Here is a 15,461-nt window from a genome sequence, read left to right on the forward strand (position 1 = left end):
ATCCGGCTGACGTATTGACCGCGTATAGCTCAATATTTGTGATCTTCTCGGTGAGATCCTAAGGCGTCGCATGAAGCTATTTAGTGCCGCCCTATACCAGATAGGTCATTCGACGGTCCGCTTAAGGTCGGGAGAAAGGGGGAGCTTACGGGCGGGACGCGACCGTGGATGGAGAAGGTCTTCATCAGTGCGTACTATTGGAATGGACCGGTCAAGCCTCAGGCGAGCCGAGTCCTAGGCTCCTCGCACGATCGAGCTGTGCCTTCACGGAGGAAGCTGACCACTTGCGCCCGCCACGCGGCGTCCGCTCCCGCATCGCCTCGAGCTGAACTCCGATGTCTCGTAACGAGAGAGTAGGGTCGGCTATGGCGATAGCGGCAATCAGCGTCATAAGGCGATCATCTGGGGAGCGGCGAGGGGAGCGCTTGAGCAAGACAGGATCTGACATGCGTTGTGCGACCAACACTCTAACTGCCCGACGCAGTCGCTCGACCGTCCAAGACTGCCCTCTACTATTGAGGATGTGGACGACGTCCTCCCAACTATGCCCGGGACGCATTCGGCGGACTGTCGGCAGCCAGGTCTCAGCCGAGCTGATCAGTTGGTCGACATAGGTTTTCTCGCGGGCCAATGAGATCCTGCGCAGCGCTTCAGGTCGACGTTCCCGCACACCTGGATTACCCAATTGCTTGCCACGAGCCTTCGCCGCTTCGAGGCCCGCCTTGGTGCGTTCCGAGACGAGCGCTCGCTCCAGCTGCGCAACGGCGCCTAAAACCTGTAGTGAGAACATGCCCTGGGGCGTCGATGTATCGATCGGATCTCTCAGGCTGCGGAAATGCGCTCCTTTCTGCTTCAGGTCCTCAATGACTTCCAAGAGGTGGCTGACTGATCGAGCAAGACGATCCAGCCGGACCACCACCAGCACCTCACCGGGACGGATTTCCCGCAGGACCCGGGCGAGAACAGGACGGGCGCGAGACGCACCAGAGCCGTGCTCCTGGTGGACGATCGCACAGCCGGCGGCCTGCAACTCGTCAATCTGCGCCGTTGTCGTCTGATCTTCAGTTGAGACGCGGGCATAGCCGATCAGGCGTTTGAGAGGGGGAGGGGACCGCACGTCAGTAACCGGAAACAGCAAAAACCCGTGAAGGCATGTGGGATCGTGCCCCTGAAGAGGCACGCCACAAATTTCAAAAATACCTCGAGCACTTGATGTCGCATGATGGGATCTAAATCGGGATCCTACATGATCTGATATACTTCGCCGGTGCTCACATCACGATAAAAATCAACGGACGTGCCGTTCCAGTGATAGTCGAGATGCCGACCTTGAACAGGATTGGCCGCGCAGTCCGGATACATGAGACCGACGCATTCGCCGCCAGGGCGGCGAATGCTCGGATAGACGATGCCATCCGCCCCAACGGCACGAAGATGCAAGCCCAGCGCTTGGCTTCCCGAGTAGTCATCCGGGTGGAGAAAGCCCTGTAAGTCAGTTTCAATGCCTCTGAGATCATGCAGTCGTGCCGTGACATCAAGCACGATTTCTCGAAACTGAGATGTCCAACCGGCAGGCTCATTTGTGCGCGCCATGAAGCGGGCATGATGATGGATCGTCTCGAACAGGGCGACCTCGAAGGAATATCCGGCGTACAGGACGCCGAATGTGCCATCACTGAATCGGCTCGGCCGGTCTTTGCTCACATGGGTGAACGGCGCCATAAGATAAGTTGCTCCTGGACCGGCGGCACGCCGCCCTTCGGGCACCAAATCCAGATTGCCAATGGTTTCCATCAGGCGGGGATTGGTCTTCTGTTCTGCAGAAATCAGGAGCGGCCAATCGGCCGGGTCCGCGATATCCTCGAAGAGATCAATCGGCGGGAACAGGCTCCGAATGATCCTGACGGCCCTCTGCCAACTAACATCACTTGCGGGAATCGATTCGATGTCGATCACCAGGATCCCCGCTCTGCATCCAGATAGCGGCGGACTCGCATCAGGTCGGTCAGCTCGCCAGCCAGCATCACGTCAAGTGCCGACCGGCTAGCAAACGCCGCGTTGGGGGCCTTAATCCAGGCATATCCGCGCTGCGGCTCACGGAAGATCAGGCGAAGGGCCTTATGGATGCCCATCAGATTGGAGAGCCGAGCCTTCCCGTCGCGATCGATGCGGCCGAGGTCGCCGGCCTTCCATCTCCGATACGTCCGGACGGGAAGATCGAGCAGGATGGCGGCTTGGTCGTCGGTAAGATCCCACAGGCGAAACAGATTGAGCGCCGCGCGAAACATCGCAGCTGCCTCATCATCTGTGATGGGTGCCGGCACAAAGTCCCGAGGGGTGGTGTCGACGCGTAACAATGCAGCCATTGTTTTTTTCTCCCATATGGCATTAATACTAAATTTAATGCCATATGGCAACATATCTACTTGCCGTTGGTTCGATCAGCAAACTGCCGTCTCGAGCGCTCCCTTTGAGTACAACCCGTTAGTCCAGACCTAGATGTGTCGCCATTGGCAATGCGTCCGCGGCAGGACTTGACGGTCGGGGCTCAGCCTTTCCCTGAACCCTGACAGTCTTATCGGCTTCGGATAACAAGAGGGCATGACCAGAGGAGCGCCTAAGAAGAATGTCCTTTCCAAGTCCTCTGTGGCATGGCGCCACAAGCCCACTTGTGGCGCCATGCCACAGAAGTTATATTTCAGTATAACTCAAAAGGAGGCCCCCATGGCAGTCGCACGCCTGCGGAAAGTCGGCGGATCAACGATGGTCGCCATTCCCCCCGCTCTGCTCGAAGAGGCCCATCTCAGCCCGGAAGGGTCGGTGGACTTGTCTGTGGAGGATGGCCGAATCGTCATGATGCCGGCTCGGAAGAAATATACGTTGGCGGAGCTGCTGGACCAATGCGATCCCGCCGCCTCGCTCTCGCAAGACGAGAGGGAGTGGCTCGATGCGCCTTCGGCCGGCATGGAGCGTGACCACTGGCCTGAGGAACCCGCGTAATGGATCGCGGGGAAATCTGGCACGTTGATCTCGACCCGACAAAGGGCCATGAGCAACGGGGCAAGCGGTTCGTTTTCATCGTGTCGCCTGCTGCCTTCAATCGGCTCGGGATGCCGGTTGTCCTGCCCGTGACGACGGTCGGCAACGTCGCTCGGAACACTGGCTTTGCCGTATCGCTCATGGGCGCGGGAACGACAACGACAGGTGTCGTCCAATGCGATCAGCCCCGCACAATCGACATGCGGGCTCGCAACGGCAAGCGCGTCGAAGCGGCCCCGAACTATATCACGGACGAAGTCATGGCGAAGCTCATCACAATCTTCGAATAAAGGCCTTCCAGCTTTCCAGCAGGCTGGAAAGGCTGCGCGCTCGAACAAGACGCTTCCGTGACCTACATCTCGGAGAAAGACCCGGGAATTCCCGCTCCAGAGAGCGGTTCATCCAATCTTGCTACCGTTCAGGTCGTGAAGAATCGCCGGCATGCGATGCGGCCGGCCCCATAGAGGGAGCAGGCTGCCCTCCTGCTTCTATATCACCAACTTCTCAAAGGGAGGAAGGGTTACAGGCGAGCGCCTAATGTCGTTTCCGTCCCTTTGTACAAATCTATACGTCATGAGTAAACGATCGTTTGAAAACGATCGGTCAGAAATGTTGTTTACCAGCCGAAGAGGGCAGGACTTCCCTCGGGCCTGCTGAATGGCTTAAAACAAAGACTTCTAAGTCCCACTGGCTGCTCGTAGGCTTCCATGAGCGCTAGTGATGAGAACTTAGATGTAGCGGCTCGCGATACCGCCAGGCAGAACGGCTCAAATCCGTCTGCCAGACCGTAGCTAGTCGTGTTTTAACTTCCACTGTTCCTATTTTATCGTGTTGTTTCAACAATTTAGCATTTATGCGAAAGCTTAGCTTTTTGGAGGGGTCGGATCGTAAAACCTCAAGTGAGAGAAGCCTCACTCGCAGAAACCTCGCGCTGCCACTATCGACTTCGGCTCTGTTGCATTAACTCCATGAGGCACAATCCGTAGCGTGCTCGCTCGGATCACCGGATACTACATCCTGTGGCTTAACAGGTTAATGCAACAGAGCCGGCTAGCATGGGGGCTCCTCCTCTTCAGGATCTGCGAGTTAGTTCGCCCCTCGAAGCCTATGGGATTTATCCCCCTATTGCCGCCCAGAAAGCAGTCTCGTCTTTGGTCAGTTGGCCCCAATACTCCGTGACGGTTTTCACGCTTTCATCGTCGCCAACCCGGATCTCATTCGAGATCGCATGAAGGTCTTTGCGCTTCGCCCTGAGCCGCTCTGCCTCGGCTGGATGAGCAGCCTCAATCTCGTAAATCCGAGCAGAAAGCAGGGCTCGGGCGCGGTTCAAAATCTCGATAGCGGTCTCGGCCTCAATGACCTGGTCGTAGGTCCAGTGATAGGGCTCCACGGTCTCTCCTTCTTCAGTCTCCGCTTCTGGAAATTGCTCGCTGTCTCAGGTGCCGGATCAGCAATTCATTCGCTTCGTTGCCGCTGATGATGGCATCCCTATAGAGCGCCAGAATGATCTGCTCTGTCTCATCTCGAGGTGTCGGGTTGTCTCTGACCAGACTGGAGGCCAGCCTGGAGGCTATGTGGGAAAATTCATCGGCAGCCATGTGGACATGAACGACCCTATGATGCTCGGCCAAAGCTGCCACATAGGGAGCTATCTTCAGGGGCAGAGTCGATAAGTCGAGCTTTCCAAACTTGCCCTCAAAAGTCGCCCGCCAAGCATCTTCAGTGAGCACCCCGGCAGTCTCAGCGACGTCGAGTTCATCAACCTTTACCCAGGGTCCTTCCGGCGTCAGAACAGCGAACGCCTCATGTGGCCACCCTGGCGTCAACACCGCGGGCCGCCAGTCCCAATTCACCAAAGTGAGAACTGATGGCGCCCTGCTCATGAAGGCCCTCCCATGCTGCGCATGAAGGCATGGACGATCCGCCGCCGCTTCGCCTCATCGTCCCAAAGCCAGGGGCGCTTGCGCTCGTAATCCTCGATGTCACTAATGAGCCAAACAGGGGTTTTGCCCTTGTTTATTTCGGTGACCGGTTGAGGGAAGTTTTTGTCCAACCGGATGAGTTTCCGAACCCCCTGCGGGGTATAGACCCAGCGATCCACGAGGTCATTCAAACCACAGACAGATGGGAAATTCGGCACCATAGTTATATAGTATCATCAGCGTTTCTATAAGGAAACGTATAAGTGCGCCCTCGAAAGTTTCTCGGGATGAAGACCGGAGCCATAGGAGACCCTGATGGTGCATCCAGACGACGTTCACTTGCTCCACGATTGGGCCATGTATGGACCCCGAAATGAGGAGATCGCCAAGCTGGTTGAGGCCCTGGCCAAGAGGGGCATTCGGGTCGAGACCATTGAGGCTCAGATAGAGGCCTTCTTAAGGGAAAAGCTCCGTGAGTTAGAGCAGGCATGAGAGGGCTATTACCGCTCATGTGAGGGTATCAAAACAGCCCGATTGAATGAGGCTAGAGCTCAGATGTTTGAGAATCTGGCGCTGTGGGCGGCCCCAGGCTCTTCCCTATCCCTCGGATAGCCCTTGCGACGGTTTGGCTGGGTGCTGCTCTCACCCTTTTTAGAGACTCTTTCATCCGTGGGGCTCACTTTTCTGAACACCCCCTTCGCGCGGTCCGTGCTTCAGCCAGGCGAGCCATTCTCGCGAAATCACACGCACCAGATTGGTTAGATTGCGCCGGCCTGGACGCCGGCGGGCATCGTCAAGTTAACGAGCTAAGGTCGCGACCCCCCGCACGACATGGGCGCATCAGAAGCCGGCCGCGAGGCCAGTCGCCTCAGCCCAGATCTTAATGGCTTGGGCCCGGGACTGACGATGAGCGGCGGCATTGGTGTTAGCGGGACGACGGAAGAGGTTTGCCACCGGGTCATGAACGGAGAGAAAGCGCTGGGCCTGCCCGGCTGATTTGAACCGCTTCATGATCCGCTCGCGTCGTCGGGTCGGCTGATGGCTGTTCTCTGCGTGATTGTTCAAGCCTTTATGCTGTCGGTGTTCAACACCGGGCATGACAACCTTCTTTGCGGCAGCGTAGCTGGCCAGCTTATCGGTGATCATCACCCGAGGAGCAGCACCCTGCTTCTTGAGCAATTTCCGCAACAGGCGCTTGGCGGCCTTTGCATTGCGGCGGCTCTGAACCAGGATATCGAGCACGACCCCGTGCTGATCGACGGCGCGCCAAAGCCAGTGCTTCCGGCCGGCAATGCTGATGACAACCTCGTCGAAGTGCCACTTGTCTCCGGGTGCCGGAAGACGCCGCCGGATCTGGTTGGCGATGGCCTGACCGAACTTGAGCGCCCACTGCCGCACCGTCTCATGACTGACCTCAATCCCGCGGGCCGCCAGCATCTCCTCCACCATGCGCAGGCTGAGCGGAAACCGAAAGTACAGCCAGACGGCATGGCTGATCACCTCAGCCGGAAAGCGGTGGCGGGCATAGCGACGATGGCGGGTCGGTTTCATGCCCTCGCTTATGCCCGCATCCAGTCACCGTCGCGTTAATCTGACGGTGCCCCTTGACGCATGTGCACCCTCTAAAAGAATAGTTTCCTGCAGACTTTGTAGGCAATAAGAAGTTGTAATGACCTCGAAATATGCACGTTCCGATACGTTATCTGCCTCTGCGCCGCAGCTGTCGTTGACCGCGACGCTCACAGTGCGAGCCGACAACCTGCCGAGTGCAGTCCTCACAGGCGGCGCGGGTGATGATATGCTCCAGCTGGTGGATGGCGGCACCTTCGATCTAACCCTGCCGACAATCTTCACCGGCATCGAGACCATCCGTGGCTCGGATCAGCACGATACGATCATCCTCGATCAGGAGCGATTTACCGGGGTCACGACCTTCGACGGCGGCGACAGACCCGAAACCCATTGGGATGAGCTGGTGCTTCGCGGCGACGTGTTCGACTTCAGTGCCAAGACGCTGATCGGCGTCGACCGGCTCTCCCTGCAGACGGACAATTCCGTCCTTATCGCTCCCGACCTAAAAACGGCCATGCTGGCCTCGGGGCTCGTCAGCCAGAACGACAGGTTGGAGGCAACCAGCGTCACCTTCACGGCCGCTCAGTTGAAGGCTTTGCACAAGCAGGGCATCGACACAATCGTGGACGCGGCCGGCATGCATGTGAACACGGCGCCGCTGATGGAAGCTCTGAACGGGGACCGCATCGAGACCTCGGTCAACCAGACGGTGTTCATCGATGCCGGACGCAACGCCATTATCTCCGATGACGACGGGACTTATGCCTTGCTCAGCGTGGCGGCGCCGCGCGGTCTCGATGCGCCGGGCCGCCTCGGCATCGACACGTCGGGAACCGTCACCCTCGATGGGGGCTATGCGGCCGGCAGCCTTGTCATGGTCGGCGGGATCGAGGTCGGCATGCTGTGGGAGGCGGGCGATGCCAGCCTCAGCATCGCTTTCAACAATGTCAACGCTATATCTGCGCGGGTGCAGGAGCTCATTCGGGCAGTGACCTTCACGACGGCCGGCACGCCCCCGGAGACGAGCACGCAACAGCCGGTGACGGTGACGCTCACCGATGAGGGCGGGCGCCGATCCGCCGCGACCGTGACCATCGTACAGGATGTCAAGATCGAGCCGCCGCATCTGGACTTGAGCCATGCCAGCGTGCCGGAACTGGCCCGCGGCGGCACGCTCGTCGGCCTGCTGACGGCGAAGGTTTTCGGGGCCGGCGATACCTTCACCTACAAGCTTGTTGACGATGCCGGAGATCGCTTTGTCATCGACGGTGACAAGCTCTTGGTCGCTAATGGAGCCAAGCTCGACTACGAACAGCAGACGTCGCACAAGATCGTCGTGCGCGCGACGGCAAAGGACGAAAGCTTTGTTGATGAGTCCTTCACGATCGCCGTGGAGGACGTGAAGGACGAGGTGCTATATGCCGAGCGAAGAGGTGATGGAACCGGCTCGGTCATTGGGAGTGACGGCAACGATACGCTCATCGGCAGCAGAGGTCGGGACAAGCTGTCGGGCGGCCTCGGCAACGACAAGATCTTCGGCAGACTCGGCAATGACGTCTTGATCGGCGGCAAAGGCAAGGATGCATTAGTGTTCGACACGAAGCCGCATGCGAGGATGAATGTTGACCGGATTATGGATTTCAACGTCAAAGACGATGCCATCTATCTCGACAACAAAATCTTCAAGGCGCTGGGCAGCAAAGGCACACTCGCCAAGCCGGCGAAGCTGAATCCCAAGATGTTCTGGAAAGGCACGAGTGCGCACGACGCAGATGATCGCGTGATCTACAACCCCAAAACAGGGGCTTTGTATTACGATGCGGACGGGACGGGGGCGAGTGCGGCTGTGAAGATCGCAGTTCTTCTGCCGAAGAAGCTGAAGACGATCTCCTATCATGATTTTTTCGTGATCTAAGGCGTTTGAGAACAATCTTGGGCACACTTTGCGGATTTGGGGGCGTTGGGATGAAACTCACGACACATGAAGTGGCTTGGAGCACCATCAATGCAATCGCGCTAAGTGTTGCAATCTATGCATTGTTGCCGCTCGCGATAGCTTCCTCAGCCGAGGCCCAGGATATTCGGACGAGTTGCGAGCCCGGAAGGTATCCTGACGACGGCAACTTCGAAGTGGCCGAGATAACAGAGCGGACGTCCGCAATTATGGACCTCCAAAAGAAACAGGAAAGTCAGCGGCAGTCCTATGCTGAGGCAGGGACAATCGTTGTCGTCTGGAACAGATCCGGGCAGCACGCCTGTGTTCGGAGTCCTACAGGCATACCCGATATAGATTTCTGGGTCGATCAGAGGTCCCTACGCAATTTTTCGGAAGCTGGTAGCGATGGAGATCCTTGGGTGGGGAATTATGGTCAACCAAGCGTTGTTGAGATCAAGAGTGCCAAGAATGGCAAATATGAAATTTATGGTGAGTATGAACACACTATAGAAGATGGCCCAAGATGGAGTCGCACCACAAGTAATGAAATATTCGCGCACGGAGCGACGCCTCAGGCGAGTGCAATACAAGTCACCTTAAAAAAAGAAACATCGCAGTCACAGCCGGAAAGGCCCCGGGGGGCGAGAGTCCCGGTTTTATTGATGATCGCTGCAAACCTCTGCTGTTCGTTAAGGGGCCTGTTCTGTTGATCAAGGACTTAGGTGATTGTGGCGATGGTTCTACGTTCGAAGGTTACCGGCTGCGGCAATTGTGAATTGTACTCAGGAAGYCAAACTAAATTTTATCTTTGTGGCAGGCATGCGATGTCCATTAGGAAGTTGATCACGAAATCTAGAATGCCGAAAATTGGGGGTCTCATCGTCTTGCTCTCTGCATTTACAGTCCGTGCACATGGAATAGCAGAGGAAGGTTTCCCAGCGGGATGTTGGAGCAAACAGAGCTTCGACGGGCGAACAGTTTCGGGTCTATGGCTCTGCTTTCGCGAGAATGGAGAACTCCACGGAGTAGACGTTGATCGTGGGCATGGAGTTGATTTCGGCGGGCGATGGCAAATCACAGAAGAAGATAAGTTGCGTCTCACTATTGGGGATGAAACAGATACCTGTTCCTTAATTTGGAGAAAAGGTCGGGATAAGCTCACGCTGTTCGCGTGCAATACTTCAAACTTTGACGGTATCTTTGAACAAGTCCGCGACTAAAATAGCTTACAGGGAAAGCCAATCATGGGCGAAATTAAGCTCTCGGTAGATCCAAACGCGATTAATAAGGACTTAGTGCAAAGCTGGATCGACCAGTTACATGCGCTCCCAAATGTCAAAGATTTTTTGAGTGTTCCGAACGACATTGATGTTTTCGTCACCGATAATCCAAGCTCTCTTTCCGCAGAGAATGAAAAGGCTGTACGCGCGGGAATTCCTTTGGGGTTCTCTGGGTACGCCCAGGCAGACCCGAAAGCTGGCGCACCGGGTATATGGATTGCACCAAATCATTGGAAGGATCAGGTAAAGACTCTCGTTCACGAAACTCTACATCACAAACTCAATGGGCTCGCGGGGAATGCTGGCGTCAAGAAGCCTCACAGTCCGGAATTCTACAAAGAGGTAGGCAAAGCTCTCAGGTCTCTAGGTATTGAGCCTGATCCTTATGAAGATCTTGGGGAGAGGCCTCCTCCAGATAAGCAGGGCCAATTGCTGGATCGTACTCTTGGAGCATCCAGCGCTACATCGGCATTCGAGAGTCGTGAGATCAACGCGGCTGATGCCGCCAAAGCTGTGCTCAAGGGTGGCTCGTATTTCTCCCTGACAGCAGCTCTAATCAGTGACTATATCAGTGAGGGGCCCACCAATAAGTCGCGTGATCCCGGCTCCAATGTGCCGAAGCCGCCAAGCGCTAGCTCCTCAGGTTCGTCTAATGGGTCAAAGGGCGGAGGCTGGAACGGCGGAAACCAGGAGCCCGGCGAGGGGCGGGGGGGCGATGGAAATTCTCCTCCGACAGGCGGATACCCGTCCAACTCCGATAGCGGTGGCAACCAAGGCCAGGGGGGCGGCGGCGGTGTGGGCCGATCGAATGGAGGTGGGGGAGTTCTTTCTGGTGGTGGCGGCAATGATGGTCTCGATAGTGCGCTTGGTGGTGACCAGATAGGAAGCGGTGGAGGCGAAGGGTATGGCGGTCGAAACGAGGGTGACAGGCCAGGCCCGGGTGGAACGCTTGGCGGCAGTGGACAACCCGACCTCAGAGGTGGCCCATCTGTAAGCGATCAACCAGGTCAGGGACCGGCGGAAGTTGATCCTTCAACGCCCATTTCCCCAATCGTTCTGGATCTCGATGGAGATGGAATCGAGTTTGTTCCGCTGAACAAGTCGAGCACATATTTCGACTATAATGGTGACGGCGCGGTAGGGCACACGGCCTGGATCGGTCCAGGCGACGGTCTTCTCGTGTTCGATGAGGATCTCTCGGGCACGGTCAACCGCGCAAGCGAATTTGTTTTCACGCTCTGGTCCCATGTTGCAGTGCGCGACATGTGGGCTGTCCGTGTGAAGTTCGATACCAATGGGGATGGCGTACTGTCATCATCCGATGCCAACTTCGACAAGTTCAGAGTCTGGGTCGATGCCGACATGGATGCGGTCACGGACCCGGGTGAGCTGAAAACGTTGAAGCAGCTTGGGCTGTCGTCTATTCCATTGAAGTATGATGGCGGAGGAAGGAAATATTCGGATGGGTCGCGCATCTATGGAACTGCGACGGCCACGACTGCAAAGGGCAAAAAGATCACTGTTGCCGATATGGCCTTTGCCATCGGCACGCGGAATGCAGGTCTGACAGTCTCCGAAGATAAGGTTGAGATCCTCCCGGGTGACGGGACACGCAAAAAGGTGTTCTCCGGCGATGGCAATCGCGCGAAAGCGTTGGGTTTGGGAGCGGCAGGATACGATGCTGCCTTCATCAAGCAAAAGGATGGAACGCGTCTAGCGAGCCAATACGATGCGTCAGGAAAGATTGCAGTGCTGTATCACCTGGCTGCGAATGGGCAAACCCTCCGTTCAGAGGTTTGGACCGAGGGGCAATCCTCTTTGATGAGGTTTAACAAGAAAGCTTCTCTCACATATTGGCAGATGGTGGGAAATGCCTGGAACAACCTCTACCGGGGTGGTGGCGAAAAGTCAGATCTCAAAGGCGGAGATGGGAACGACGCTCTCTACGGGGGCGGTGGTAACGATACCCTCGACGGCGGTCGCGGGGATGATCGGTTGTATGGGGAGGGCGGCAACGACAGGCTCGAGGGCGGCGGCGGCAACGATCTGCTCTCAGGGGGCGACGGCAACGACCGTCTCGATGGTGGTAGTTGGGATGATGTGCTCTCCGGTGACGGTGGAAATGACACGCTCATTGGTGGCGACGGCTACGACGTCCTTAAAGGCGGTGCGGGCAATGACTCTCTCGACGGCGGCGCCCACGGCGATCTCCTCTACGGTGGAGATGGCGACGACACGCTGAAGGGCGGTGGCGACCTTGACGAACTCCACGGCGGCAACGGCAATGATTTCCTCTATGGCGGAAGCGGGAACGACATCCTATACGGCGAGAGCGGTGACGATCTCCTGGACGGCAGCAATGGCAGCGACGATCTCTTTGGTGGCAATGGTGACGACACGCTGAGAGGCGGCGCCGGCCTCGACTGGATGCAGGGCGGAGCCGGGCGCGATCTCCTCAGTGGCGGCGACGACAATGATATGCTGCTCGGCGGCGATGGTGACGATGTTCTCCAGGGCGACGAGGGCGACGACACTCTCGAAGGCGGCAGCGGCAACGACAAGCTGGAAGGCGGCGCGGGCAACGACCGCATGCGTGGCGATGCCGGCGACGATACGCTCTACGGCCATGATGGGATCGATGATCTCGACGGCGGTGACGGGAATGACCTTCTCTATGGTGGGAGTGGCGACGATGCGCTTCTCGGTTCCGGTGGCAACGACACGCTCTGGGGCGGAGCGGGCAACGATGCCCTCGGCGGTTATGATGGCGACGACGTTCTGTATGGCGAAGAGGGCGACGATATCCTGAAAGGCGGGGCTGGTACCGATATCCTCTCGGGGGGCGTCGGCAACGACATTCTCTATGGCGGTGCCGGAACGGACACGCTCCTCGGCGCAGAGGGCAATGACGAGCTCTATGGCGATGACGGCAACGACAGCCTCGATGGCGGCGCGGGCTCGGACAAGCTGTGGGGCGGCGCCGGCAACGACACGCTCGATGGCGGCGCCGGCAATGATGTCCTCACCGGAGGCGCGGGTGACGATAGTCTGCGGGGCGGACTTGGCGACGACATGCTCTCGGGCGGCGCCGGTAATGACACGCTCGACGGCGGCGGCGGGCGCGATCAACTTTTCGGCGGCGACGGCAACGATATATTGGTTGGTGGCCCAGATGTGGACTTCATCGACGGCGGTGCCGGCACCGATACCATCGTGCTGACCGGTCAGATATCGGACTACAAGATCCGCTTCAACACGGCGGTCGGCCGCTTCTCCATCGTTGATCTGCGCAGCGGCTTGCCCGACAATGACGGAACGGATCTGGCCGATATCGAGATCTTTCACTTCCTCGGCAGCGATCAGAAACTGACCAAAGCTGACCTCGACTATGCGATCAGCACGGATGCAGACATCGCCTGGGATGTCGACAGCGGCGACGGCTCGAAGAACATACTGGGCTGGCGGCCCTGGGCCGACGATCCCACGAAATTCGAAATCTTCATCCAGCACCGCAACCTGGCCGGTGACCTGCTGAGCGAGACGGTGTTCCAGCCCGACGGCTCACGCCTCGCCTATGCCTGGGATCGCAGTCCCGGCGGCACGGCCGAGACTTGGGTGTCCTATGTCCAGACCTACGATGCCAACGCCAACCTGACCAAGCAGCTCTACGAGAATGACGACCTGACGCGGACCATCGAGGAATGGGACTGGTACGGCAAGGAGACTTGGCAGAAGCGCACGACCAATCTCGTCAAGATCGGCGTCGATTATCACGCCTATTATCAGCTCGACACACTCCATGAGCCCGCGGGTGCTCCCGATCCCAGCATCGTCGATTACATCGAGCGCGAATGGGATCCTACCGGTATAAAGGAGTGGAGCGAGATCTACCGCGAATACGATGTCTTCGCCAAGGTTCACTGGCTGACGGAGGAAACCAAGTACGACAGCGGCCCGCTCGCCGGCAGACGTGTCCTGAAGGGCAAGGACTACAACAAGGATGGCTCCAATTATAGCGGCGCCGGTTATGCTAATCCGCGGCCGGGAGAATGGAAAAACTTCCAGGAAAACTATGACGCTCGCGGTAACAAGGATTGGGAATCCTACACCTATTACGCACCTGCTGCCGACGAGCCGGAATATACGATCATCAAGGAATGGGACTATAACGGCCAGGATTGGGCCAACTCCACGCTCTACATCCTCGGTTTGGACAAATGGCTCTGGAAGGAGGTGAACTATGACCTTCATCCGACCTATTCCCAGATACGATGGGACTGGCAGTACAAAGCAGGGGATTGGTCCGAGCGTGTGACGTATTATGACAAGTCAGGGGCCCATCGGGAGGACTTGCAGGAAGACAAGTGGATTAGTGAAGGCGTCTTGAAGAACGGTATCATCCGGAAGTGGGATTACACGGCAGGGATCGATTGGCGGCAGACTGAAACCTATTACAACTATGTTGCATCCGGATCCGGCAAGTACGAAATCTACAAAGTCGTCGCTCACAAGGACAAGGGCGAGTGTGACGTGACCGAGTACGACCTCTATCACCAGTACTCGGATTATAAGGAAAAGACGACCATCTACACCGACGACAGCCAAACCACGACGAGGCTGATATTCACCGTCTATGATAAGCCGGACCTCGATAAGCATGACGCAAAGCGGGTCTGGTGGGACCGGTATAAGGAGTACAGCGCCTGGGACCGGCTGGAGACGGACTACATCAAGAATCCGACAAAGCCCGATGAATATCTGCGTGTAAGGCAGGAGCAATATTCCAGCTTCGACTCGACCAAACTCCGCATTCTGCGCAAGTGGGATTACGGTAAGGGCGAGGAGTGGAAGTACTCCGTCGCGATCTACGACGACAAGAGCACCAAGCACGAGCGCCTCGCCATCAACTACCAGATGGATGATGATACGTGGGTAACCTACGATTACGACGTGGCCGACGCTGACTGGGAGGAGATCAAGCAGTATCTGAGTGCCGACAAAACCAAGCGGACGCGCAAGGAAGTGACCTACGATGACAATCATCAGGTCATCCAGACATGGTCGACTTATTATGGCGCCAAGACGGGGACCTGGCACTACACCGAGAAGAATGCGAGCGGCGTTACGGTGTGGGAGTGGGACGAGGACATGGCGACGAAGGAGCGGACCTATCGCGTCGGCGATGCGTCGGGGAAGGTGGATGATCCAACCGCGCCGGACAATCTCGATCCGGACGCCGGGATGCCCGGCCTTCTGCCGGAAGATGGCATTGTGACATTGCGGGCCGCCTCGCGTCCGTCGATCCGCAGCACGGCGAAGAACGAGGCGTTGGTAGCCTCGTCGGAGAACGACGTGTTTACGTTCCGCGGCAAGTTCGGCCACGACACGATCTCGAAGTTCCGCGCCGGCGCCGGCAAGGGCGACGTGATCGAGTTCAAGACATCGATCTTTGCTGACCTGAAAGCCGTCATGGCATCGGCAACCCAGAAAGGTTCGGATGTCGTCATCACGGCGGACGGCTACGGTGGGCTCACCCTCAAGAAGGTAGCCTTGGCCAGCCTGCACGCTGACGACTTCCGCTTCGTGGCGTAGTTGAAACGCGATGTACGCAATGTGAGGGGACTCCCCTCACATTGAGGGCCATATGGGCGAGTGGCCGAGGAACCATAACATCGCCCGGATATACCGGCAGAAGGCCTCCGCAGCCCATCC

The 15,461-nt window shown here is 57.5% G+C and carries 14 protein-coding genes; 6 read left to right on the top strand and 8 right to left on the bottom strand.

All coding sequences use genetic code 11. The annotated features are described in order from the left end of the window. Positions 1–211 precede the first annotated feature (211 nt). From AB4Y97_RS19525 to AB4Y97_RS19535, 3 genes are all read right to left on the bottom strand, one after another. A complete protein-coding gene (locus AB4Y97_RS19525) occupies positions 212–1,117 on the bottom strand; it encodes a recombinase family protein (protein WP_442000714.1) in 906 nt (301 codons plus the stop codon). Positions 1,118–1,242: 125 nt separating this feature from the next. Beyond that, positions 1,243–1,956: an RES family NAD+ phosphorylase gene (locus tag AB4Y97_RS19530; RefSeq protein WP_442000715.1), complete on the bottom strand. Its 714-nt coding sequence runs from the start codon at positions 1,954–1,956 to the stop codon at positions 1,243–1,245. Next, a complete protein-coding gene (locus tag AB4Y97_RS19535) occupies positions 1,953–2,366 on the bottom strand; it encodes an MbcA/ParS/Xre antitoxin family protein (protein ID WP_442000747.1) in 414 nt (137 codons plus the stop codon). Before AB4Y97_RS19535 ends, AB4Y97_RS19530 begins: the two co-directional genes overlap by 4 nt. A gap of 358 nt (positions 2,367–2,724) precedes the next feature. Between AB4Y97_RS19535 and AB4Y97_RS19540 the strand changes: the two genes are divergently transcribed. Beyond that, a complete protein-coding gene (locus tag AB4Y97_RS19540) occupies positions 2,725–3,000 on the top strand; it encodes an AbrB/MazE/SpoVT family DNA-binding domain-containing protein (RefSeq protein ID WP_442000716.1) in 276 nt (91 codons plus the stop codon). Further along, positions 3,000–3,329: a type II toxin-antitoxin system PemK/MazF family toxin gene (locus AB4Y97_RS19545; protein ID WP_442000717.1), complete on the top strand. Its 330-nt coding sequence runs from the start codon at positions 3,000–3,002 to the stop codon at positions 3,327–3,329. Before AB4Y97_RS19540 ends, AB4Y97_RS19545 begins: the two co-directional genes overlap by 1 nt. A gap of 824 nt (positions 3,330–4,153) precedes the next feature. On the opposite strand, the gene AB4Y97_RS19550 is transcribed toward AB4Y97_RS19545, so the two are convergent. The 3 genes from AB4Y97_RS19550 to AB4Y97_RS19560 are packed head-to-tail and all read right to left on the bottom strand — an operon-like array spanning position 4,154 to position 5,140. Further along, a complete protein-coding gene (locus AB4Y97_RS19550; protein WP_442000718.1) occupies positions 4,154–4,429 on the bottom strand; it encodes a hypothetical protein in 276 nt (91 codons plus the stop codon). A 13-nt stretch (positions 4,430–4,442) separates the two neighbouring features. Further along, entirely contained in the window at positions 4,443–4,922 is a 480-nt protein-coding gene (locus AB4Y97_RS19555) for a hypothetical protein (RefSeq protein ID WP_442000719.1), read from the bottom strand. Beyond that, a complete protein-coding gene (locus tag AB4Y97_RS19560; RefSeq protein ID WP_442000720.1) occupies positions 4,919–5,140 on the bottom strand; it encodes a hypothetical protein in 222 nt (73 codons plus the stop codon). Before AB4Y97_RS19560 ends, AB4Y97_RS19555 begins: the two co-directional genes overlap by 4 nt. A 136-nt stretch (positions 5,141–5,276) precedes the next feature. On the opposite strand from AB4Y97_RS19560, the gene AB4Y97_RS19565 reads away from it, so the two are divergent. Next, on the top strand, positions 5,277–5,453 hold the full coding sequence (locus AB4Y97_RS19565; protein WP_442000721.1) for a hypothetical protein: 177 nt from the start codon (positions 5,277–5,279) through the stop codon (positions 5,451–5,453). 348 nt (positions 5,454–5,801) lie between these two features. On the opposite strand, the gene AB4Y97_RS19570 is transcribed toward AB4Y97_RS19565, so the two are convergent. Further along, positions 5,802–6,512: an IS6 family transposase gene (locus AB4Y97_RS19570; protein ID WP_442000722.1), complete on the bottom strand. Its 711-nt coding sequence runs from the start codon at positions 6,510–6,512 to the stop codon at positions 5,802–5,804. 118 nt (positions 6,513–6,630) lie between these two features. On the opposite strand from AB4Y97_RS19570, the gene AB4Y97_RS19575 reads away from it, so the two are divergent. Continuing rightward, complete coding sequence (locus AB4Y97_RS19575) at positions 6,631–8,448, top strand: hypothetical protein (protein ID WP_442000723.1); 1,818 nt, start codon at positions 6,631–6,633, stop codon at positions 8,446–8,448. Positions 8,449–8,498: 50 nt separating this feature from the next. After that, positions 8,499–9,179: a hypothetical protein gene (locus AB4Y97_RS19580; RefSeq protein WP_442000724.1), complete on the top strand. Its 681-nt coding sequence runs from the start codon at positions 8,499–8,501 to the stop codon at positions 9,177–9,179. A 1,227-nt stretch (positions 9,180–10,406) separates the two neighbouring features. Here AB4Y97_RS19580 and AB4Y97_RS19585 read toward each other — a convergent pair. Next, positions 10,407–10,715 carry a hypothetical protein gene (locus tag AB4Y97_RS19585; protein WP_442000725.1) on the bottom strand — a complete coding sequence of 103 codons (309 nt, stop codon included), beginning with the start codon at positions 10,713–10,715 and terminating at the stop codon, positions 10,407–10,409. 213 nt (positions 10,716–10,928) lie between these two features. Between AB4Y97_RS19585 and AB4Y97_RS19590 the strand changes: the two genes are divergently transcribed. Next, positions 10,929–15,341 carry a calcium-binding protein gene (locus AB4Y97_RS19590; protein ID WP_442000726.1) on the top strand — a complete coding sequence of 1,471 codons (4,413 nt, stop codon included), beginning with the start codon at positions 10,929–10,931 and terminating at the stop codon, positions 15,339–15,341. Positions 15,342–15,461: the final 120 nt, after the last annotated feature.

The sequence above is a fragment of the Microvirga sp. 2TAF3 genome, assembly GCF_052114965.1.
In the GTDB taxonomy this organism is placed as follows: domain Bacteria; phylum Pseudomonadota; class Alphaproteobacteria; order Rhizobiales; family Beijerinckiaceae; genus Microvirga.